Annotated in this window: 12 protein-coding genes; 5 read left to right on the top strand and 7 right to left on the bottom strand. The window is 43.6% G+C overall.

What is annotated here, in order from left to right:
• Nucleotides 1–3: 3 nt before the first annotated feature.
• From AABK40_RS22090 to AABK40_RS22100, 3 genes are all read right to left on the bottom strand, one after another.
• On the bottom strand, nt 4–2,184 hold the full coding sequence (locus AABK40_RS22090) for a pyruvate formate lyase family protein (RefSeq protein ID WP_338399328.1): 2,181 nt from the start codon (nt 2,182–2,184) through the stop codon (nt 4–6).
• Nucleotides 2,166–3,053, bottom strand: a complete 888-nt coding sequence (locus AABK40_RS22095) for a glycyl-radical enzyme activating protein (protein ID WP_338399329.1) — start codon at nt 3,051–3,053, stop codon at nt 2,166–2,168. Before AABK40_RS22095 ends, AABK40_RS22090 begins: the two co-directional genes overlap by 19 nt.
• A gap of 119 nt (nt 3,054–3,172) precedes the next feature.
• Complete coding sequence (locus AABK40_RS22100; RefSeq protein ID WP_338399330.1) at nt 3,173–4,591, bottom strand: glycoside hydrolase family 47 protein; 1,419 nt, start codon at nt 4,589–4,591, stop codon at nt 3,173–3,175.
• Nucleotides 4,592–5,046: 455 nt separating this feature from the next.
• On the opposite strand from AABK40_RS22100, the gene AABK40_RS22105 reads away from it, so the two are divergent.
• Complete coding sequence (locus AABK40_RS22105; RefSeq protein WP_338399331.1) at nt 5,047–6,468, top strand: BspA family leucine-rich repeat surface protein; 1,422 nt, start codon at nt 5,047–5,049, stop codon at nt 6,466–6,468.
• A 329-nt stretch (nt 6,469–6,797) separates the two neighbouring features.
• Here AABK40_RS22105 and AABK40_RS22110 read toward each other — a convergent pair whose 3' ends face one another.
• The 3 genes from AABK40_RS22110 to AABK40_RS22120 are packed head-to-tail and all read right to left on the bottom strand — an operon-like array spanning nt 6,798 to nt 11,071.
• On the bottom strand, nt 6,798–8,432 hold the full coding sequence (locus AABK40_RS22110) for a sodium:solute symporter (protein ID WP_332920728.1): 1,635 nt from the start codon (nt 8,430–8,432) through the stop codon (nt 6,798–6,800).
• Nucleotides 8,432–9,988: a cellulase family glycosylhydrolase gene (locus AABK40_RS22115; RefSeq protein ID WP_338399332.1), complete on the bottom strand. Its 1,557-nt coding sequence runs from the start codon at nt 9,986–9,988 to the stop codon at nt 8,432–8,434. The genes AABK40_RS22110 and AABK40_RS22115 overlap by 1 nt, the downstream gene beginning before the upstream one ends.
• 60 nt (nt 9,989–10,048) lie before the next feature.
• Nucleotides 10,049–11,071, bottom strand: a complete 1,023-nt coding sequence (locus AABK40_RS22120; protein WP_338399333.1) for a glycoside hydrolase family 130 protein — start codon at nt 11,069–11,071, stop codon at nt 10,049–10,051.
• A 656-nt stretch (nt 11,072–11,727) separates the two neighbouring features.
• Between AABK40_RS22120 and AABK40_RS22125 the strand changes: the two genes are divergently transcribed.
• The 3 genes from AABK40_RS22125 to AABK40_RS22135 all read left to right on the top strand — a co-directional run bounded on the left by AABK40_RS22125 (nt 11,728) and on the right by AABK40_RS22135 (nt 18,161).
• Complete coding sequence (locus AABK40_RS22125; protein WP_338399334.1) at nt 11,728–14,742, top strand: SusC/RagA family TonB-linked outer membrane protein; 3,015 nt, start codon at nt 11,728–11,730, stop codon at nt 14,740–14,742.
• 9 nt (nt 14,743–14,751) lie between these two features.
• Entirely contained in the window at nt 14,752–16,260 is a 1,509-nt protein-coding gene (locus AABK40_RS22130; RefSeq protein WP_338399335.1) for a RagB/SusD family nutrient uptake outer membrane protein, read from the top strand.
• Nucleotides 16,261–16,349: 89 nt separating this feature from the next.
• Nucleotides 16,350–18,161: a hypothetical protein gene (locus AABK40_RS22135; protein ID WP_338399336.1), complete on the top strand. Its 1,812-nt coding sequence runs from the start codon at nt 16,350–16,352 to the stop codon at nt 18,159–18,161.
• A gap of 1 nt (nt 18,162) precedes the next feature.
• On the opposite strand, the gene AABK40_RS22140 is transcribed toward AABK40_RS22135, so the two are convergent.
• A complete protein-coding gene (locus AABK40_RS22140) occupies nt 18,163–19,020 on the bottom strand; it encodes an AraC family transcriptional regulator (RefSeq protein WP_338399337.1) in 858 nt (285 codons plus the stop codon).
• Between the two features lie 548 nt (nt 19,021–19,568).
• Between AABK40_RS22140 and AABK40_RS22145 the strand changes: the two genes are divergently transcribed.
• Nucleotides 19,569–21,086, top strand: coding sequence for a hypothetical protein (locus AABK40_RS22145; protein ID WP_332920735.1), 1,518 nt, complete (start codon nt 19,569–19,571; stop codon nt 21,084–21,086).
• Nucleotides 21,087–21,225 lie beyond the last annotated feature (139 nt).

A 21,225-nucleotide genomic window follows, 5' to 3' on the forward strand; every position in this document is an offset into this window, starting at 1 on the left:
TTATCAGTTTTCTAAAATTCTATCCACTACCAGTTGTCTAAACTCTTTGGACAACATTGAAAAATAGGCGGTAAATCCTGTAATTCGAACCACCAAATCCGGGTAAGCTTCTGGTCGTTCGTGCGCATCAAGGATCGTTTGCTTATCCATAATATTGACGTTGATCAAAGTGCCACCCAATTCGAAATGGGTTTTAATGACGGCCCCAATTAAATCAATATAATCACTAACAGCTAAAGAAGGATCCAGCTCCCACTGCATAGGTGCGGTATTGCCATAACCAGGCTGAATTTTGGCTATTGAGGTGGCCAAAGCGAGCGACCCTCCGCCATCAATCACAAATCCGGCGGTTGGGTTAGCGCCATGAGAAATAGGTGTGGTGGCTTTTCTTCCATTCGGTGTCGCCTTTACACTTCGCCCCAAACCCACAGTATTTGCCCACGAAAATAGCCCAGGAATAAAGCAATACCCTTCCTGATCATTGCTTTGTGCTTTCACCAATTGAGAAAAATATCGGCTGATTTTTTGTGCCCATGTATCGCCATAAGTATTACCCTGTCCGAAGCGCTGACTGTTCTGTAATAGGTGACGATACCGTTCTCCCCCATCGTTTTCAAAATTATGATCGAGTAAATGCGCCAGCTGCTTCCAGGAGAGTTTTCCTTCATGCTCAATGCGTTGTTCAATGGCGGCAAAAGAGTCTGCAACTACTGCAAGCCCCGCTCCATCTATCGAGAGGTTATAATAAGTGGCCCCTCCTGCACTCACATCCACCCCTTTTTCAAGCGGCCCATACGACAACAGATTGAGCAATAATTCTGGCTCATTAAACTGCTGATACTTCAAATGGTGGCGAATTCCATCACTGGCCGTTTGTACCGCAATCGTAAGATGGTGGCTGAAAATCTCCCATAACCGGTGACTGTTGTATTCATCCGATCCCTCGATCAGTTCCTCCCAGGCCACCTCAAAAACTTTGGCCAGGTTGATCTTCACCAGGTCATTCATGGTATATTCCAACCCCGGTAACGACATCCAGTTGCAGCCCACCGCAATCCGCTTTTGCGCCAGCGACTCCTCATAGCCGTTTTTCATAAATCCTTCAACAAGGGCTTTATCTCCGGAATACCTTGGCCAGGCATTTTTATTTTTTATCAAGTACTGAAGAGAGCGATCGAACAATTGTTGATCCATATTTTCATGCACCCGAATGGTAATGTTCAGTGAACTATTCACCTTATCGCAAGCCTCAAGAATCAAGAAGGAGATTTCTGAAGCTACATCGCCCCCTTGCCCGTCGGGTCCACCCAATTGCCAGTATATGGGGTCGTTGATCAAGAAACATGACAGCAGATATACAGCTTCGGCACGGTCAATGTGTCCCAAGGCCAAATCTCGTTCATAAAAGGGCTGAAGAAGCGTATCGATCTGTCCTCCGGCACCATCACGGTTATAGGTCCGCGAAGCTAAATGATACCAGATAATCCATTGGCATGCTTCCCGGAAAGTTTTGGGTGGAGCACTGAGTAAATTGCTGTTTACAGCAGCCATTTGCTTGAGATTTTCTTTTAAGGCGGCATCTTTTTGCGCAGGAATCATCCCTTCAATCACTTCAACATGTCGCTTTATCCAACCCAAAACGCTATTGATCCCCTGCTGATGGGCAGTATAAAAGGCCTGTTGTTCAGGGGTAGTATTTACCTGTTTATAATGATCGATCTTCGCTAAAAGTCCACTCCAGCCCAATTCAAGTCCCAGTTCATAATCTGGAGCGAAGTGTGCATCATCCCCAATTCCGTGAATGATGTCATATTTTTGCTGATTTGCAATGAGTTCACTAAAGGGGTAATCAGGGTGCCATTTATTCGGACGCATTTTAGACATAAAGTAAATCCATCTGCCAGCAAAAGCATCATTAGGATCTACATAGGTTGGATGCTGATCCATTAAGCTGCAAAAATTTATCGTCCAGCCCTGCAATCCATAGAAGGAACCATCCGCATGATTAGGGATAATGCTCCACGGCTGGTCAGGTACGGCAATCCGTCCATAATCGTCCTCATCAAGCAGGCCTTCCTTCTCTATTTTTTCTTTAGTCTGAGCTCGCTTAGCTGTTTTCAGCGCATCAATACGCGCTTGATATTGCTCGAAAGCGTATATTGAATTTATGGTTTTTGTTGCCATTGTATCATTCGATTAAAAAATTCCATACGATCTTCGGAAGGGCTATCGACCTCCCTGAAAGGGTTGTTCATGCCGAGGGCATCATATTTTGGTGCCCCCATTGGGTGGAAGGCGTTAAGCTGAAAATGTTGACAATGTTTGAGTGCATGTATAAACGTCGCCATGGCTTTCAGCTGTTCAGGTTCGTCATTTACCTTTGGCACCACAGGGCAGCGCAATTCGTAAGCCGCTTGTTTTTCATCCAATTTGCGGATGTTGGACAGTATGCGCTCATTGGGTATCCCGGTCCATTTTTGGTGCTGCGCGGCATCCATCAATTTAAGGTCCACCATCCACAAATCAACCAGCGGCAGAAGCTTTTTATAACGCGCCCAGGGGTAAGACATATTCGTCTGCACAACACAATGGATTTTTTCCGCTTTTAAAGCCTTCAGCAAAAGAAAGAGGGCTTCTCCTTGCATCATGGGCTCACCACCCGACAGCGTTACGCCCCCATTCGACTGTCGAAAGAAAGGGAAATCCTGCCGAAGTAGCTCGACAACCTCACTGGTTTGGTATCTTTCCCCAACCACTTTTAAAGCTTTGGTAAAACAATGGCTCACGCATTGATGGCACTGCCTGCAAGCGGTGGGTTTCCAAATTACCTTTCCCTTTTCATAGCTTAAAGCATCGGATTCACAGGCCGTTACGCAGGCCTGACAGCTAATGCAATTATCAGCCGTAAATTTAAGCTGTGGCTGCCTTGAAAATGTTTCGGGGTTATGGCACCAAGCACAACGCATATTACACCCTTTAAAAAATACCACGCTTCTAATGCCAGGACCGTCGTGAATCGACATCCGTTGGACATGTGTAATTACCGACTCCATATAAGGGTTTCAAAAAATAGAACAGCGGACAATAATCAGCTTTTTCTTTGTAAAGCGTGTTTAACAACTTACCACCCTATTGCAGATTTTAAGCTATAAACACGCTCTTGTTGAATAGGCTATTTTAAGCCAATTTGGTTACCCTTCCATCCTTTGTCCCAGGTGTTTTTGAAAGGATGCGCTTCGGTGTTCAATACATACTTCTGGAAATCAAAGACCTTTTCAGGGGCAAAAAACAGGTAACAATATTTCATGGTTTCTGCAAAGAAAAAGCTCTCCAGGGTATCCCATTTTTCTTTGGTCGTTACATCTTTTAATTGTACATAACCATTATCCACCTGGCAGAATTTTTCAATACTTTCAAACATGGCTTTGCCCTGCTGATAATATTTAATATCTCCCGTAGCTTTCCAAGTATAATAGGTGGATTCAATCGCCTCTGGGCGAGCCATATAATATTTTGCGTCTTCAGGAATCGACATATCACTGTAATCTACAGCTTCAGGCTCAATCCCTTCCATCATCCACATTTTATACACTGATGCCTGAAATTTCTCTGCACGCTCATGATCACCTTCCAGAACATTGGTCAGGTTCCAGAAACAATCCAGTGCACCAAAGCGTGTAAAAGTCCGCTTGCCATCATTCATGTCTGCCCAGCCCATCCAGTAGCCATTTTTACCATCATCCACCAAATATTTGTTCACCGCATCGCGACAATTCTCCCACATTTCTTTTAGTTCCGGATCCCCGAATAACAGGTAGCCTTTCAGCAGGTACTCATAATAGGCATCAATCCCTCCAGAAATATGAGCTCGGGTATCCTTCCACTCTCCGGTATCGCAGTCGATCCATGACCCCACCAGACCTGTGGTGCCTCGTCGGTTATAAAGTGCCACCACACCACGCTTACATAAATCGTAATATTTTGGGTCGCCGGTCAATTTGGATAACATGCCATACTCCAATAGCATCGAGCCGACTTCACAGGGGTTTGTGCCATTACCGCTAATTTCACCGGTTCTTAAATTCACTAATCGATAAGGAATTCCCGTAGGGGTATCAAATACTGGAATCATGCGGTCGCCAAGGTCTTTTGCCAGGGCCAAAAAGCGCGGGTCACCATCGAGTTGATAGGCAGAAATAAGCCCTCCCAATAATCTGATGGCGATTTCAAATTGTTGCACTTCAAAGTTTTTATCGAAATCAAGCTTAGAGAAAATCAGCGCTTTATCTTCCTTCATTTGTTCTTTGAGCCCCATCAAATACATGGTACTGAAAGCGTCAACGGGAGTCATTAACAAGGACTCTTGATACCAGTTATGGCTTCCCTTTTTTATCGGGTTTACGGCATCTTCCCCCCAGGCATAGTTTTTATAGGCATCCCACCCTTTCAGGAAAGCCGTCTTTACCCGTTGCTGATATTCCTTCTTCTCTTTATTTGAAGGCTTTTGATGTTGTTTTGCAGTAACAGACTGTGAAAAAATCAACAGCATAATCATTACAAATGCCAAAACCCGATACCTATTACTCTTCATCTTCATACGAATTTATCTAAAAAAATTAATTGTCCCTTTCAACAATTCAAAATTACAAGATAAATACACCGACTACAATTTTTAATTGTCCACTGCAACCACCAAATAGTGTACTGTGGCGATATTCTATAATGACACACCCTGAAATGACGGTCTTTTCCTCCGCTCACATTCTCCTGAACTTTGCCTGATCAACATCCGCTCTATCAACAATATATTTTTTAATGAGCGCAGGCGGATCCTTGCCCGTCCAATCTACCTTGATCATATGGCCCTCGGCGGGCTACGTCAAGGCCTTTTCTTTGAACCACCTCCCCGATTACCACCTCTCCCCTCCCTACTTAACCATATCAATTTTAATGCTTAGTATATCCATAAGGATGCATTGAGCTAATTATATATACATCATTATTTAATTTACAGTAAATAAAACATACCTAACACAACTTGCGCACATGAAAATTCTATACCACGTCATTGTTTCGGTCATCATTCTGTTTTTTTCATTGATCGTGGGCTGCCAGTCCGAGACTGAAGAACCCAGCCCGAGCCCTATTTACACCATAAGCTTTGTGACCAATGGGGGCGATGAGATTTCCGAACAGGAAATTGAGTCGGGGCAGCAATTGCTGGTGCTGCCGACACCAACCAAAACCGACTGGGTGTTTGATCAGTGGTACCTCGATGAAACATTTAACGAAGTGTTTGAGCTTCCAAAAGCGATCGATAAGGATATTACATTGTACGCTAAATGGCTGGAACATTCACCTGAGACTGCTCCGGAGGAGTATTTTACGGTCACATTCAACACGCAGGGTGGCAGTGATATTGCACCTTTGCAAGTAAGAAAAGGTAAGCAGGCCACCGCGCCAGAAAACCCGACAAAAGAGGGCTTCGCCTTCGCTGGTTGGTTCAATGGCGAAGACCTATTTCATGCTTTTGATTTTGCGAATGCTTCCTTTGATGCCACTGCTTATGCCAAATGGAAACCGAAAGATCAGGCTTTATACTTTGTCGCAGAATCGGGCACAAAATATTACCTGGTGGAAAAACAAGTGCAGGATGATACCATGACGATAATCATCCAGCCGAATAATGCCGTAGGTCAGCCGGTGGATTATTTGGGGCCATTGCAATTGGCATCAGATGACGACCTGTTCGTGATAGAAAACCATGCGGCAACCACCGATTTCAGAACTGGTTTCGTCTCACTGTCTATTGACGGGCAACTGATGAACATAAATATGATGGTGAAGGCGACCCTTTATTTGGGCAGTGGACTACGGGATTACATTCAGACGGCCATGGAAAGTAAATTTGTTGGACCTGAAGGTGATTATAATTATCTCGATGTTTCGGGAATGGTTGATGATCAACTGTCAGGCACCTTTTATGATCTGAACTCTTTCAATGGAGACATCAGCAAATGGGATGTCTCCAATGCTACATCGCTGAGTAACATGTTTAAAGATGCCGAAAGTTTCAATGGTGATATCAGCAAATGGGATGTATCGAAGGTGGTTTCTTTAACTGGTATTTTTGAAGGCGCAAGTAGCTTTAATCAAGACCTCAGCAAGTGGGATGTTTCCCATGTTCAACATATGGACTGGGCGTTTAAAAATGCCACCGCATTCACTCATGACCTCAACAGCTGGGATGTTTCCAGTGCAAACAGCATGTACGAAATGTTCTATGGGGCAGAGAAATTCGGGAAAGTACCCATGCACCTTGCGGCCTGGGCCGATAAGCTGGGGCAGCGCAGTATCAATAAGTCAAAAATGTTTACTGGTTCGCTATTCGATGAGGCAGAAGGTTACGCCGCTCCGTGCTGGTACAACAATGGCAATTCTACGAATCATGGTTGTTCGAGTAATTAATTAGGCGGCCACAAAGGAAAGTGAGCGTCGGCGACTGAAAATGTGGCCGACGCTTTTGTTTTTTACAGGTTCACCCACCGCCTTCAGCAATGGCTGCATCTGCAAGAGCATAAAAAAACCGCATGACATCGATCTGCCATGCGGTTTCTAAAGGAGGATTAAACTGCTCAATAGTCTATGAAACAGCTCCAATCTATACACTACATTTCAGCACAAATTTCTATTGGACAGAAATTCAATACCGAAGTAAAGGCGGCTGGTAACTTGTGATCAGAGGAATCAACCTTGGCCGTCACTGCCCACCTGTAAATCTCAGCAAAAGATGCTTGTTATATAAAGACTACAAATGACAGCACCGACAGAATCATCAATCCAAGTGCCAAATAGCGGAAGTTTTTATACCACACAACGGACTTAAACTCTTCAGACTCTTCTCTCCAAATTGCCATGGTCCAGGTGTATTTTTCCACTTTTTCCGCTGGCGGCAATTCGCTGCTATAACTTACTGCCAAAGTGATGATAATATTGATGATCAAAAGAATCGGTACAATCAGCAAGAAGTGAAGATCCTTAATGAATGGGATGCTGTCCTTGAAGCTCAGCATGAAAATGGCAACGATTAGACCGGATACCAGACCGACAAAAGCACCTTTGGCATTCACTCGCTTATTGAACAATCCGAGGAAGAACACGCCCACGACAGGAGGGGCAAGATAGCTCAACATCTCTTGGTAGTAATCCACCAAAGAACCAAATTTCTGAATATTTGGTGCCCACAAAATGGCGATAATAAGAATTACCGTAGAGGTGATCTGTCCGACACGTACAAGCTTCTTGCTGTCCGCCTTTTTATCGATTTTAGAATAAAAATCAAGGGTGAAGAGCGTAGAGGCCGAATTCAAAGTAGCACTCAAAGTAGAGGTCAGCGCTGAGATCATCGCAGCAATAACAATTCCGACCAACCCAACGGGCATCAGCTTCATGATCAGTCGAGGGTAAATTTCATTGACATCAATATGGTATTTGGTGATGATCTCTTTACCGAATGCAGTGGCAGGAATATGAACATCGAACAGGTCCATGGCACGAGCCGCCAAGCCTGGCATAATGAAGATGAACAAGGTGAAAATATACAATACACCAACAAACAATACTCCTTTACGACCATGATCAATAGACTTTGCCGAAAGCACACGCTGAACCATCACCTGGTTGTTTCCCCAGAAATAAAATCCGAGGATCGGTATCCCGACGATCATCCCGAGCCACGGCACGGCAGGGTCATGCATTGGGCGAATCAATTGCATCCACACCCCATGGTCAAATCGGTGATAAAACTGGTCCCATCCGCCAATGTGGGTCATGGCAAGATATGCCAAAATGATGGATCCGATAATCAAAATTACGGCCTGAATAAGTTCAGCATTGATGGCCGAAGACAAACCGCCAGGGATGGTATAAATACCCGCTGCAATGGCCAAAAACAAAATGATCGTCTGCAATTCCGCATGCGGATAGATCAGCTTGATGATCATTGCCCCTGCATAAAGGGCAGCCGCTGCATCCAAAAACACATTACCGATAATGGTAATGGCTGAAAAATAATACCGTGACCGCTTGTCAAACCTGCGCTCCAGGAATTCGGGCATGGTGAAAATTTTCGATTTGAGGTAAAAGGGCAGAAAGAAGGTCGCAAAGACGACCATCACCAGAATGGAAATCCACTGGTAATTGTAAACGGCAATCCCGGTTTTGAATGCTTCTGCCGATTGCCCAATCAAGGTAGAACTGGAGACACTGGCCGCAAAGAGGGACAAGCCCACTGCGGGCCATTTCATGTTTCGCCCAGCCAGGAAATAGTCCTGTGAGCTGTCGTTTGAGGAGTTCATCAACGCCCAAACAATCACCCCGACCACGTAAACGATGATCAGGCCTAAATCTATATTACTTAAAGAATAACTCATTATTTATTCATATTTGTCATGACTACTACTGATTTCGCTGGTAAGGTCACGCTGAGGCCTCCTTGCGCTGAGACACTGACCTGTTCGGTGCTTATTTTCGCCTTTTCAGCGGTTGCTTGTTCACGTGTATAAGTCAATTTTTTTAACTGTGGCGAAGATTTCAACCCATCGATTTGAACAGTAACCGTCTGGATCTCCTCGCTATTATTCACCGCCATTACAGAATACTTGTCCTCTTTTGTTCCTGCGGTAATGCGTAGCCCTTTGATGGCAGGAACATCAACCTTAAGGATTTCGGTATGCGCAGGGAAGTATTTACAGGCCCATGACCATGGATAAAACCACGGACGGATCTGCTCATCTTTCGGGCTGTTTTCAATTTCGGTACCCAGGATATTCCAGAATCCCCAGCGTTTAAGCTTGGTTTTGTCTCCTTTGTCGCCCATCGTGTGCATCGCATCATCCAGCGCCCAGGCGATCGTTCCCGCACATCCCGCATTCATAAACTGAACCACAGCATCAGCCATATCGACCCCATATTGGTAATCATAGATGGCCATCTGAGAATCCTCCGGAGAGGTAAAGGCATCTTTTTTGGCACGGGCAATATTTTTTTCATGGAAAGGACCGAAGTTATCCTTAAGTCCTAACTCACCGATAAGGAATGGCTTGCCCGTTTTATGCGTCTGGGCAATGGCCTCTTTCCAGAAGACATCTTTTGCCGCCTTGCCTTCACGTACAATCATCGTCGGCATATAGGCATGAATCTCATAAGCACCCAGTTCATCATTCAGCGAATCAACCGACATTTTCACCCAGTCTTTACCTTCATACTGAGATTTGTATTTTGGGTAAGAATACTGAGGCACCGTTCCTGGTCCACTGATTTGGATTTTATCATCCAGCCCTTTGGCTTTTAATTCCTTATGAAGTTGCTTTACCCCACGTTTCCACAGATCAAAATCGCCCAAGGTAGAGGCCCAATCACCATTAGGCTCATTGACCAAGTTATAATATTTGATACAAGAATACCCCTTCTTGTTGATCAGAAAATCAAGATACTGAGCGATCATTTTTGACCACCTTGGGTCGTCCGCCGCTTTGAGCTTGTCTTTCTTATTTTCAATGTCATGCATGTGATGTGGTGTACCCCACTCCCCCATCACAACGGTAATATTTCGGCTCTGGCAATAATCGAGCAGTTTGAATAAAGTTTTAATCTCGGGCGTGTTGAAATTCAATACCGCTTTTTTATGTCTATTCAATCCCATATAATATCGCCAGTTGGCCTGGTCCATCATTCGGATAAATTGCGGCTGCATTCGATCCAGGCGAGCATAGAGCGTGTCCCATTTTGCAGGATTGTTCATCAGGTCTCCCCACTCGGCACTTTTACTGTCGGCATGAGGGTACGCATCCCATTCGACGCCGTTACCAATGTACTGATTACAAACGACCTGTTCTTTATGAACCGTTACCGTAGGGTGTTGTGGTGCTTGATTACAGGCTTGAAGGGCAAGAAGCAATCCTGCGCCAAAAAAATATTTATTCAACATAACATTCAGGGGTCAAAATTAAAGAATCTGGAAGCCCAGATTCTTTATTTATAAAAATAACTATCGTTGAGGCTGTGCATCATTCTCTTTGATGAACGCAACTAATTCATCAATATTACAAGTGGCCAATGCACAATACTGATCGGCAGCACCATAATAAATGTAAAGCGTATCATCCTTTACTACATTACCAACAGGGAAAACACACCCTTTATAGATACCGTCAGTTTCATAATCAAATTCAGGCTCCATGATAAAATCCTTGGTGCGGGCCAAAACTTTGGTTGGATCATTTTTATCAAGCAATGCGGCTCCCACACGGTAGATTTTATCTTCACATACCCCATGATACAGCATCACCCAGCCTTGGTCGGTAAGTACAGGAGGCGTATTTCCACCCACTTTTTCTTCCCACCATTGCTCACCTTTCAGTAACAATTGAGATTTTCCTTCCCAGTCCATCATATCCTCCGATTGTGCGATCCAGATAGAGGCGTGATCTGTACCGTATTCTTTTCCTACCCACTCTTTTGGTCGGTGAAGCATAATGAATTTATCGTTTACCTTTTCCGGAAACAAAATTACATCTCGGTCATCAAGCATCGGGTTGGTCATTCTTCCCACACGCTGGTAGCTTTTCAAATCCTTGGAAATGGCCAAAGCGGTGTTGGTAATGTTCTTGCTCAAAACGGCTGGTGCACTTGCCGCTACTTTTACTTCCGTAACTTCATCATAAGACAATTTCCAGTACTGACCTGGAGGGAAAGCACGGTATGCGTAAGTCACATAATAGGTATCGTCCATTTTGATGATGCGAGGATCTTCCACACAACCTGCATCAGGGCCATCTACGCTTGGTGAAAATACAGGTTGGTCAGATACCCTTGTGAACGTTTCGCCATCTTCACTTTCTGCTAAGCCAAAATGAATATAATGTTCTTTATCATCACCTGCTGCTCTATATAATAGGTAGAATTTCCCATCCTCATACCAAGCCCCTGGATTACAGGTTACCAGGCTTTCCCAGCTATTTTCTTTCTTAGGAGACAAAATCGGGTTCTTGTCGCTCTTTGTTAATTTCATAATTGCAAGTATTTAAGCTTTTTTGGTGGTGATGTTGAGATATTACAAATGTAGGGGGTTAATCCATCTGTTTCTGATACTATGCAGCCGAAAAATAATGAAATAATGAATTGTTGTTTACGCAAACAAATTATTACCTATTATTGCATCAACAATTTACATTAAGAGATGTACTTATACACAAAAGACAAAGTTCTAAACAATTAAACAAAATATATTTTATATAAAATAAGAGGTTTTATTTAACACATAATCAATATCATTTAGATTAAATGAACCAAAAACCACTTATAAACTGATCATAAAGCACTCTTTTTTAGATTTTTACACCCTTTCCGAATTATCACAGCCAATGTTGTAGGTGATGAATTGATGATATCCGCACCTAAATAAAGGAACGAATGAATCCAAAATCACAATCAACAAACAGGTCGGAAAATAATAAACGAATCACAATAGCGAAAAATAAACTAGAACCAAAAAACAATATTTTACAACATATGAAAAACGAATTTTTATAAAACAACTATTATAATTTAATATATTTTTAATTAGGTGAGTGGGTTTCTGATCTACAAATAAGTTTCCACCTACACAAATTGCCCAAAATATTCTTAATATTTAATTTTTTATCCCATGCTTCGGCATGTATAATTATGTTAAAAAAACTTTACTTATTTATTGCACTCCTATTTATCTCTGGTCGCTTGCTTGCACAAGCTCAGGTGGTAAAAGGGGTGGTCAAAGACTCCAAAGGAGAGGCTTTGCCAGGAGTAAACGTAATCATCCAAGGGAAGGCACAAGGTAGTGTTACAGACTTCAGTGGGAACTATACCCTTTCGGGTCTGGCTCCTACTGATACGCTGGTTTACAGCTACATTGGTTATACTTCAGCAAAAGCGGCAGTAAACCACCAGCAAACCATCAATATGGTGCTTAACGAAAACCTGGAGCAACTTAATGAAGTGGTTGTGGTTGGTTATGGTGCGGTCAAAAAAGATGACATGACTGGAGCTGTCAACACCCTAAAAGCTTCGGATCTGCCTGAGCGTCCTTCCGCAAACGTTGGCGCTTTGCTTCAAGGGCAAGCAGCAGGTTTGCAGGTGACCAATAATACTGGACAACCAGGGAGCTCGGTCAGTATTCGATTGCGTGGGGTAACTTCTACCTCAGGTTCCAACAGCCCATTGGTGGTCGTTGACGGATTCCCCTTGGGAGATGCTGGAGGGCTCAACCAGATTAACCCTTCTGATATCGAAACTTTCAACGTACTGAAAGATGCTTCAGCAACAGCGATTTACGGTTCACGTGGGGCAAATGGGGTGATCATGATTACCACAAAATCAGGGAAAAAAGGTAAAATGACCGTTAACCTGAGTGCCCGCACGTCGCTTTCGACTTTGCCTTCAGGACAAAACATTGTTTCAAATCCTGAAGATTATGCGATTTTCTCCAATGAGGCACGCCGAAATGCGAAGCTTGATGAGTTATACACTGGGCAGGAATATTTGGGAACTTATTACCCATCAGTAGCTGAAATTCACGATGGCAGCTGGGGACATGCCACCAACTGGGCAGATGTTGTGTATCGAAATGCACTTACCCACGATTACAACATCTCGGCAAGAGGTGGTAATGACCATAGCAAGTACTACTTTTCTTTGGGGTATTTGAGCCAGGAAGGGATTAATATCGGTGACCAGTTTGATAAATATAACTTCAGATTCAAATACGACTCTAAAATTTACCGAAACGTAACCGCTGGAGCCAATGTGATCGTCAATTTTACTGAACAAAAAAACAATGCCATGGGCGGCGCAGGACGTTCCTCTGTATTCCCTGTTTACAATGACAACGGTGACTACTTCTTCATTGGAGGTAAGGATTACTACCACCCACTTGTATTTGCCAATGAGGTTACCAACAAGAAAAGTGGCAAAGACATCATCGCCAATATGTACCTGGAATGGACCATCACTAAAGATTTGAAGTTCAAGACGCAAATGAACATGAAATATGGTGGCAGTATTGGGGATATTTATGAGCCGATTGGATTGACTCAAAAAGGAGCAGACTTTAATGGCTATGGCCGAGTGGACAACTATTATGACCTTGATTTGCTGAATGAAAGTTACTTTACCTACGACAAGGATTTTGGGGACAAACACCACCTGACTGCCATGGTCGGGCAAAGTTACCAGACTTACAATCAGCGCACCAGCAATTTGGAAGGACAAGGCTTTGTAAACGATGTGCTGACCAATGAGAACCTTTCAACAGCCAAAACTTACAACGTATCCAATAAGGCATATACCACCAAAATGCTTTCGTATTATGGCCGTTTGAATTATGCCTATGACAGTCGTTACTTGCTGACGGCCACCTTCAGAGCCGACGGATCGAGTGTGTTGGCCAATAAATGGAATGGCTTCTCCTCTTTTGCTGCAGGTTGGAATATCTCCAAAGAAAATTTCATGAAGGATATCAGCTGGTTGGACAACCTGAAGCTTAGAGCTTCCTGGGGACAAGCGGGTAACCAATCCGTTCCTGCTTATTCGTCCATGCAGCGCTATGGCTCTGCCCGCTACTATGATGGCTCGAACTGGCAAATGGGATTCGGCCCTGGCACCTACCGTTACAGCTCAGATTATATCTACAAAATATGGAATGGGCTGGGCAACAAAGACCTCGAGTGGGAAACCACCGCAACAACAAACATCGGTCTTGATGCCGCAATTTTGGATTCTCGCCTGATGTTCTCTGCAGAATATTACAATAAGAAAACCACTGGTATGTTGCGTTCTGATAAAATCCCACCAAACTCTGGTTATGATGAAATCACCGTAAACAGTGGAGAAATGACCAACAAGGGGTTTGAGTTGAGCCTGGATGCGGCCGTGATTACTCCTGACGCTTCAGGTTTTGAATGGAATGTGAAAGGAACCCTATCCAAGAACATCAACACCGTCGATAAAATTGGTAATAACCAATTTGTATGGTGGGGAGGAAATGTCGATAAATTCCGCACACCAATTACGGTAATGATCCCGGGCCAGCCTTTAGGCGCTTTCTATGGTTACAAAACCAATGGCATCATTCAGAGCAAAGAGGACGGTTTGGCTTCTGGCTTGAAAGGCGATATGGCACGACCTGGAGAAATTAAATACCTTGACGCAGACAACAACGGACAGGTAACCCCAGAGGATCGCCGAGTGATTGGCAATCCAAACCCAGACTTTATTTACAGTATCAACTCGACGATGAAATACAAAGGGTTCGATTTTTCGGTACTGATGAATGGCGTTCAGGGCAACGATGTCTATAACATGACCAAATTTGATGGTGCGGCTCAATACAACCGATGGACGCCAGACCATACCACCAACGACTACCCAAGCCTTAACGAAACACGTGGCTATATGGCCTCGGATTGGTGGATTGAAGATGGCTCATTTTTGCGTATCCAAAACGTTACGCTCGGTTACACATTCAATACCGAAAACATCAGCTGGTTGTCACGCTGCCGAGTTTACACTTCTGTAGATAATTTGGCGGTATTCTCCAAATTCCAGTACGGATACGACCCTGAAGTGGGTGTCGATGGCATTAACTGGGGCGGTTACCCAAAACCTCGCACCTTCTCTGTTGGCTTAAATATCACGCTAAATTAAGATACCAGGATGAAAAGATTTTTTAGAAACATTGTATTGGCGTCGATCTTAATTGCTGGCGCAACCTCATGCTCTCTTACTGAAGAACCTAATGGGTTCGTCTCCGAAAGCAACTTCTTCAAATCCCCAAAAGACGCACAGTCGGCATTAACTTATGCCTATGCGATCTTGCCCTCTATTGAATATTACTCCAGAGAGTATTTGATCGCCACAGAAGTGCCTGGGGAAGCGCTGACGGTCAAGCCCGATGCGGGCGCTTCTCAGCATGAGCTGGATCGTTTTGATCAAAAAAGCAATAACCCGATCATTCTGGACATGTGGCGCTATGCCTACATCGGTATCAACAGGTGTAATGCCGTCATTACCAATACGCCAAAAGTTCCTGGGCTCACAGATGCCGAGCGTGGGTCAATTATCGGGCAGGCCAAATTCCTCCGAGCGTTACATTACTTCAATCTGGTGCGTTTCTTCGGGGATGTGGTCATTCGCACCGAGCAGGTAACGAGCAATAACCAGACCTCGGCCAAGCTAAGCCCAATGAAGGATGTTTATGCATTAATTGAGCAGGATTTGCTGGATGCTGAAAAATCCCTCTCGCCCAATCGTAATTTCGGAAAAGCTAATCAAGAGGCTGCACAGGCATTATTGTCTAAGGTTTATTTGCAGTTAGCCTCTGCATCAGCAACCAATGTCCCTAAATATGACTGGGGCATCAATAGTGCTGAGATGTATAAAAAAGCCGCCGACTACGCCAAAAAAGTAGTCGTTGGTGATGCTAATTACAGCTTTGAATACGATTTAGCCAAAACATGGGACAATGCCGAACGACTCGAAGCCAAAGAGATGATTTTCGTTTCGGCTTCCAGCCGAGACGGACTGCAGGAAGGGGAATATTCCAAACTGCCGCTGATGTTCATGCCTTGGGCCGATGGCGCAAAAGTGCTGCAACTCCCTAACGGAAAAGAAATTCGTGGCGGCGGTTTTGAGCACTTTTATATCGAAGACGGCTTCCTCAATTCGTTTAACCCAAAAGACAAGCGTAAATCGGAATTGATCGTTTCGAAAGTCACCATCCCTAATGGCAATGGCGAAGGCAAAGACAAGGTCCTCACCTACCCTGGCGACCTAAATTCAGCTTTCCCGATGAAATACCTTGACTCAGACCAAATTGGAGAAAAGACCACTTGCGATACACCTATCTTGCGATACTCCGACATCATGTTGGTCTATGCTGAAGCGGTCGGCCCGACTGCCGAAGGCTACAAAATGGTCAATATGATCCGCAGCAGAGCGGGGCTACCTGACCTGCAAGCAGGCTTATCGATTGAAGATTTCCGAAAGGCAATCCTGAAAGAACGTGGCTTTGAGCTGGCTTTCGAGGGACAACGTCTGTTTGATCTTCGAAGAACCCACAGCGTCGAATCTGTATTGAAAGATGAATATGGAAAGAATATCACCGATGGATTTTACTATTATGATATTCCACAAATAGAGGTAGATACAAACAACTCGCTGTAATTCAACAGGCAGGTAAGCTACTCAAATAAGGCTACTTACCTGCCTTTAAGCATTTTTTTAATGACCGAAAGGTGCAATACTTTTGACCAATGAAATTTACAAAATTAATATTAAGTGTTGGCTTGGCTGCGGCAGTATGCTCGTGTATGCCAGAAGACCCACACGATATCGTTAGCCCTGAAAGAGCCATTCAAGCCTTTAGAATTGAAGGACTGCAAGTGGGCCCGGCAGAAATTCACCGTGGCGTGAATAAATCCACCCTCGACATTTATTTGGTCGAAGGCACAGACCTATCCGCTGTTAAACCGGTCATCCGGTTGTCGAAGGGGGCCAGCAGTATTCCTGCCTCGGGTGAAGTTATTGACCTCAGCAGTAAAAAATTCACCTACCAGGTCACCGCCGCCAACGGACAAAACCGGGAATGGGAAGTGGATGTGAAAACTTTCTCCAATGCCCTTGAAGGCAAATGGGTGATGGCCTCTCCCGTAAAAACCAATTACTATATCGGAGAAGGCGAAAGCTGGGGATGGAAAGGCACCAAAGATCTTGCGGGTGACCTTCCAGGCTTTGCCGCCGCAAACGACAACGTACTGACATTCAAAACCACCGGCGTCAATAAAGACGGTAACGTATATGGTACTGGAACCTACGAGGCTGGGAATGATGGTAAATTTGAAACTTTCGTTTACCCTAACAATGGCGACAGCCCAATAGACTATTCGAAATATTTCGGCAAATTACCACAAGGAAAATTCGACTGGGTCAATGACCTAAACAATCATCAGATTGTCTTTTCGGTGAATGGAAAAGTAGTCAAAACCTTACCTGTCGAATGGAAAAATGAGGAAAAAACAGCCTTTGATATGAGTTTCAAGCCGGAAGCCATTGAGCTCGGTTGGAGCGATGATCCCAAACAACAAGAGCTCAACTACACCAAAGCTTACACCTATCCGATGATTCGTGAAGGAGTTACAATTGCCAAAAAGGAAGTGCAGATGGTTATTCCTGGTGTGGCTCCAATTGAGCTCAACGGAAAATGGGGAATCAAAGAGATCGGTTTCTGGCCTGCGGCAGATAATAAAATCGGTAGCGATATGGATAACTTCCTTGAGTTCAGCCATCAGCAATATGATGCCAACACAGGCGTTATTTCTGGCGACTTTATCTACAATGCAGGGAAAGACGGCCAACTTTCTGATGCCAAAGAGGACGCATGGAAAGTATTTCCTGCCAAGGGAACTTTCAAACTGACGGTGAAGAAAAATCCTGAAGATCCTGAAAGTCGCAAGGCATGGAGCATGAGCTTCTTCGATGCCGCAGGAAAAGAAATGAAAGTGGATAATCCGGTAGAGGGTAAAGACGCAGACCATATCACGCTGAAATTCAACGGCGGAAAAGACCTCGCTACCGGCGCAGATACAGATGCACACTGGTTCAAATTCGAAAGAGGATTTATTGGGGTAAATCCTAATGCGGGCGCAAAAGCCGGGTTCGGCGATTTCATCTCAGGTACATGGGGCAAAAGCACTGACAGTGGCTTTTTATCCTACTACGATGGTGGTCACAAACAATACCCAGGTGCAGAAGCGGACAACGATAATTCGGTGACTTTCAAAAATGTCGTTACCGATCAAAACTTACTTAAAGGTGATTTTGAGGTCGCTCAGGGTGCCGATAAAGCCTCTTTTGAGATCCCTGGGTTCACCCTAAAAAGTGGTACGTTCGTATTTACGGCCGACAAAAAAGGAAGCAGTGGTGAAGAATATGGAAAGCTCAGCATTACCGCTGCAGATGGCACTACACAGGAATTCAAAACCGTCAATTGGTACGGTGACTTCCAGGTAAAATTCCAGGATCCTAATGGTCAGGGAGAAATCTATTACCGACTAAAAAAGCAATAGATTAATCCAAGCTATTGTATTTTTTTCTAAAGGCCAGGGGAGTCATTCCTTTGGCCTTTTTAAATGCCCGATTAAAATTCGACAGATTGTTGAATCCGCAATCATAACAAATTTCCGAAACACTTCGGTTGGTTTCAATCAAATACTGATATACCCTGCCCAGGCGAATATCAAGCAAAAACTGGGTGAAACTTTTGTTGGTGCATTTTTTGAAAAAATGACTGAAGGCCGACTCCGACATATTACACTGGCTGGCCACTTCATGAATACTGATTGGCCGATGGGAATGCTGCATGATATATTCATACGATGCGGTAATTCTGCGGCTTTTCATAAAATCCACATTGGCTTTGTAGCCCTCAGAAAGCAGCAGGTCATACTCTACAGAAATCGCCAAAATATTACACAGCTCTATAAACTTGATCACCCTAAAAAAATCTACTTCCTGTTGAATTTCCTGCACCAGCTGCTTAATCTTTCGGGCACTTTCCCCCTGATAATGTATCCCCTTTTTAGCATTTTGTTTTAGCTCCAAAAACTGTGTGAATGCATGGGGATTAAAAATATGGCTATCAAATAAATCCTCCTGAAACTGCAAGGTGGTTACCGTTACATTCGGTGCTTTTTCATCGGTCGGTACCCAGCGGTGTAGAATATTTGGCCCCAACAAAACGACATCAAAAGTGCTGTACGACTGAATAGCATCCCCAACATAGCGTGTCCCCTCACTATTACAAATGATTGATAATTCATATTCTTTATGAGAATGAACAGGGTAATCAAAGGTCGCCTGTTCATGATGCAATAAAACAAATAACTCCTGATCTGAAATGGGTGTTATTTCTGGAAAAATATTCATCGAAAACTGTTTTTTTTATTTTGTTTGATCCCTCAATAAGCAAAATACCACGCCTGATAAAAACACTGGGAATGATTTTATACATGATCAGAATAAAATTACTGAAGCAACTATTATTTATACATTTTTAGATCATAATTAAATATATAAAAACAGTAGTTGTCGATATACAACCACCAAAACACCTATTCACCTACACGCTTCAAGCTTCATTAAAGTATCATTATACGACTTTATTGTATTAGTTTACAAGCCAACGAAGCTGTACATTTGAGATACAACAAGGATTTGGAGAATCATGGGTCCCCCAAATAAATGAAAAATACAGCGATGTAATTTTAATATTAATTAACTGTATTAATTCTTCTTAGTGTATCAAATTAAAATACTTTGATTACATTTTTTTAATACTGACTATCCTTCTACGATCCATTAGCATGGGTACAAAAATAAGGCATAGCGCTATTTTTAGAATAAAAAAATATGATTATAGCAATACACAAATTGAAATAATCTACTCCTGAAAAACAGAAAAAAACAGCAATAAAATGAAAAATATGAATTTACTTGCCTTGATGGTCGCTGGTGGCTTAGCCTTTGGTGGATGTAATAATGAGACTGATTTGCCTAATCCGGCAGCAAACCTAAGCATGAATTCGAAAGTGGTCTCCACTGATTTTATTGGTAATGGAGCGCAATGGGGCGGCTATGAAATGGCCTCTAAATGGCTCAATGGGCAAGAATCCCTGAGCGAAGCCGATTGGGCAACCTTATTCAAGCGCATCGATTTTATGCGTCCTCCATTTTTGAGAATCATGTTCAACTCGGGCGGTATTGCCCCAGCAGATTACAGCTCGGCGAAGACGAAATCGTTGTTCAAAATGCTGGAATATGCACAGTCCAGAAACATTGAAGTTGTTTTCGGAGAGTGGGGATATGCCCACAAAGGAGCCGATTTGCTCGATGTTGATCAAGAGTGGGTGAGTAATTCTGTCCAATTCCTCGACTACCTCATTGAGAAAAAAGGATTCTCCTGCATCAAGACAACCAACATCATCAACGAACCCAATGGCGACTGGTCTGCGGCTCGCAGCCGTTATGATGTGTGGCTCAAGGTTCAGCAACAATATATTCAGGCGATGAAAAAGTTCCCGGCCTTGCAAGCTGTTCAGCTCACTGGGCCAGATATTGCGGTATTCAAAGACGCCGCTGCCAAAGACTGGATCCAGAGAGCCTCCAACGATATCGGTAAAAATATCGGCATGTATGACATCCATGCCTATGTGGGGCAGCAGTTTGTCAAAAGTGGGCAGTACGGTCAAATGCTTCATGAATTTAAAGAAGCAACACCTGCAGGTAAAAAATTAGTCCTTACAGAATTAGGCTTCAAATATATCAGTCAGGAAGATGTTGATCTGAAAAATGAAAATATCAAAGCCATTGAAAATGATAAATTTGCCGGAGATGATTCCAACATGATGGTTTATAAACCATTTTATGGGGTTGATATGGCTGATGCGATCATTCAGGGGATGCGCCAAGGGGTTTCTGGAACTTTGGTATGGAGTATGGACGATGCGATGTACAACAGCCCAAAAGGAAACGACTATAATACGCCAGAACTGAAAAAATGGGGTTTCTGGAACATCTTGGGGGAAGAGCATTGTAACGATGCCAAAGATGAGGCTATACGCCCATTCTTCTACCCTGTTTCGTTGTTGTGCCGCTACTTCCCTGCCGGATCAACAATCTATACCCTTGATTTAGGGGCGAAAAAAGGGCTGCGTGCAGTAATGGCAGAAAAAGACGGCAAATATACCATTGCCATGGTCAATGGCCATTACGCTACTTATGAGCTCAACCTGCTGAACAAAAAACTGGGCGGACAGGACATGGATGTCTATCGTTATCAAGCTAAATTTGATGGATCTGACACTTTCGATGCCCCTACCGATAAAGATGGTTTTGCTGTTCCAACAGAAACCAACAGACATTTCCAATTCAATGAAAACACACCTTTCGAAATCAAAGGCCAGTCGGTGGTCTTGCTGACCAACATGAAGTAGGTAGCAGTTCACCACTGGGTGCTCATTGAAAACGAGAATCACTAAATATCACAAGACCTATTTCCCTTGATATTTTAGGTCGATAAATATTTGAACATATACAAGATTAAGGCTGCCCGATCAAGTGGGCAGCCTTTTT

Origin of the sequence: Persicobacter psychrovividus, assembly GCF_036492425.1 — a bacterium.
Classification (GTDB): Bacteria; Bacteroidota; Bacteroidia; order Cytophagales; family Cyclobacteriaceae; genus Persicobacter; species Persicobacter psychrovividus.

Coding starts and splice junctions, on each gene's coding strand:
- AABK40_RS22090 (WP_338399328.1), bottom strand. CDS start 2,184: ATGGCAACAAAAACCATAAATTCAATATACGCTTTCGAGCAATATCAA.
- AABK40_RS22095 (WP_338399329.1), bottom strand. CDS start 3,053: ATGGAGTCGGTAATTACACATGTCCAACGGATGTCGATTCACGACGGT.
- AABK40_RS22100 (WP_338399330.1), bottom strand. CDS start 4,591: ATGAAGAGTAATAGGTATCGGGTTTTGGCATTTGTAATGATTATGCTG.
- AABK40_RS22105 (WP_338399331.1), top strand. CDS start 5,047: ATGAAAATTCTATACCACGTCATTGTTTCGGTCATCATTCTGTTTTTT.
- AABK40_RS22110 (WP_332920728.1), bottom strand. CDS start 8,432: ATGAGTTATTCTTTAAGTAATATAGATTTAGGCCTGATCATCGTTTAC.
- AABK40_RS22115 (WP_338399332.1), bottom strand. CDS start 9,988: ATGTTGAATAAATATTTTTTTGGCGCAGGATTGCTTCTTGCCCTTCAA.
- AABK40_RS22120 (WP_338399333.1), bottom strand. CDS start 11,071: ATGAAATTAACAAAGAGCGACAAGAACCCGATTTTGTCTCCTAAGAAA.
- AABK40_RS22125 (WP_338399334.1), top strand. CDS start 11,728: ATGTTAAAAAAACTTTACTTATTTATTGCACTCCTATTTATCTCTGGT.
- AABK40_RS22130 (WP_338399335.1), top strand. CDS start 14,752: ATGAAAAGATTTTTTAGAAACATTGTATTGGCGTCGATCTTAATTGCT.
- AABK40_RS22135 (WP_338399336.1), top strand. CDS start 16,350: ATGAAATTTACAAAATTAATATTAAGTGTTGGCTTGGCTGCGGCAGTA.
- AABK40_RS22140 (WP_338399337.1), bottom strand. CDS start 19,020: ATGAATATTTTTCCAGAAATAACACCCATTTCAGATCAGGAGTTATTT.
- AABK40_RS22145 (WP_332920735.1), top strand. CDS start 19,569: ATGAAAAATATGAATTTACTTGCCTTGATGGTCGCTGGTGGCTTAGCC.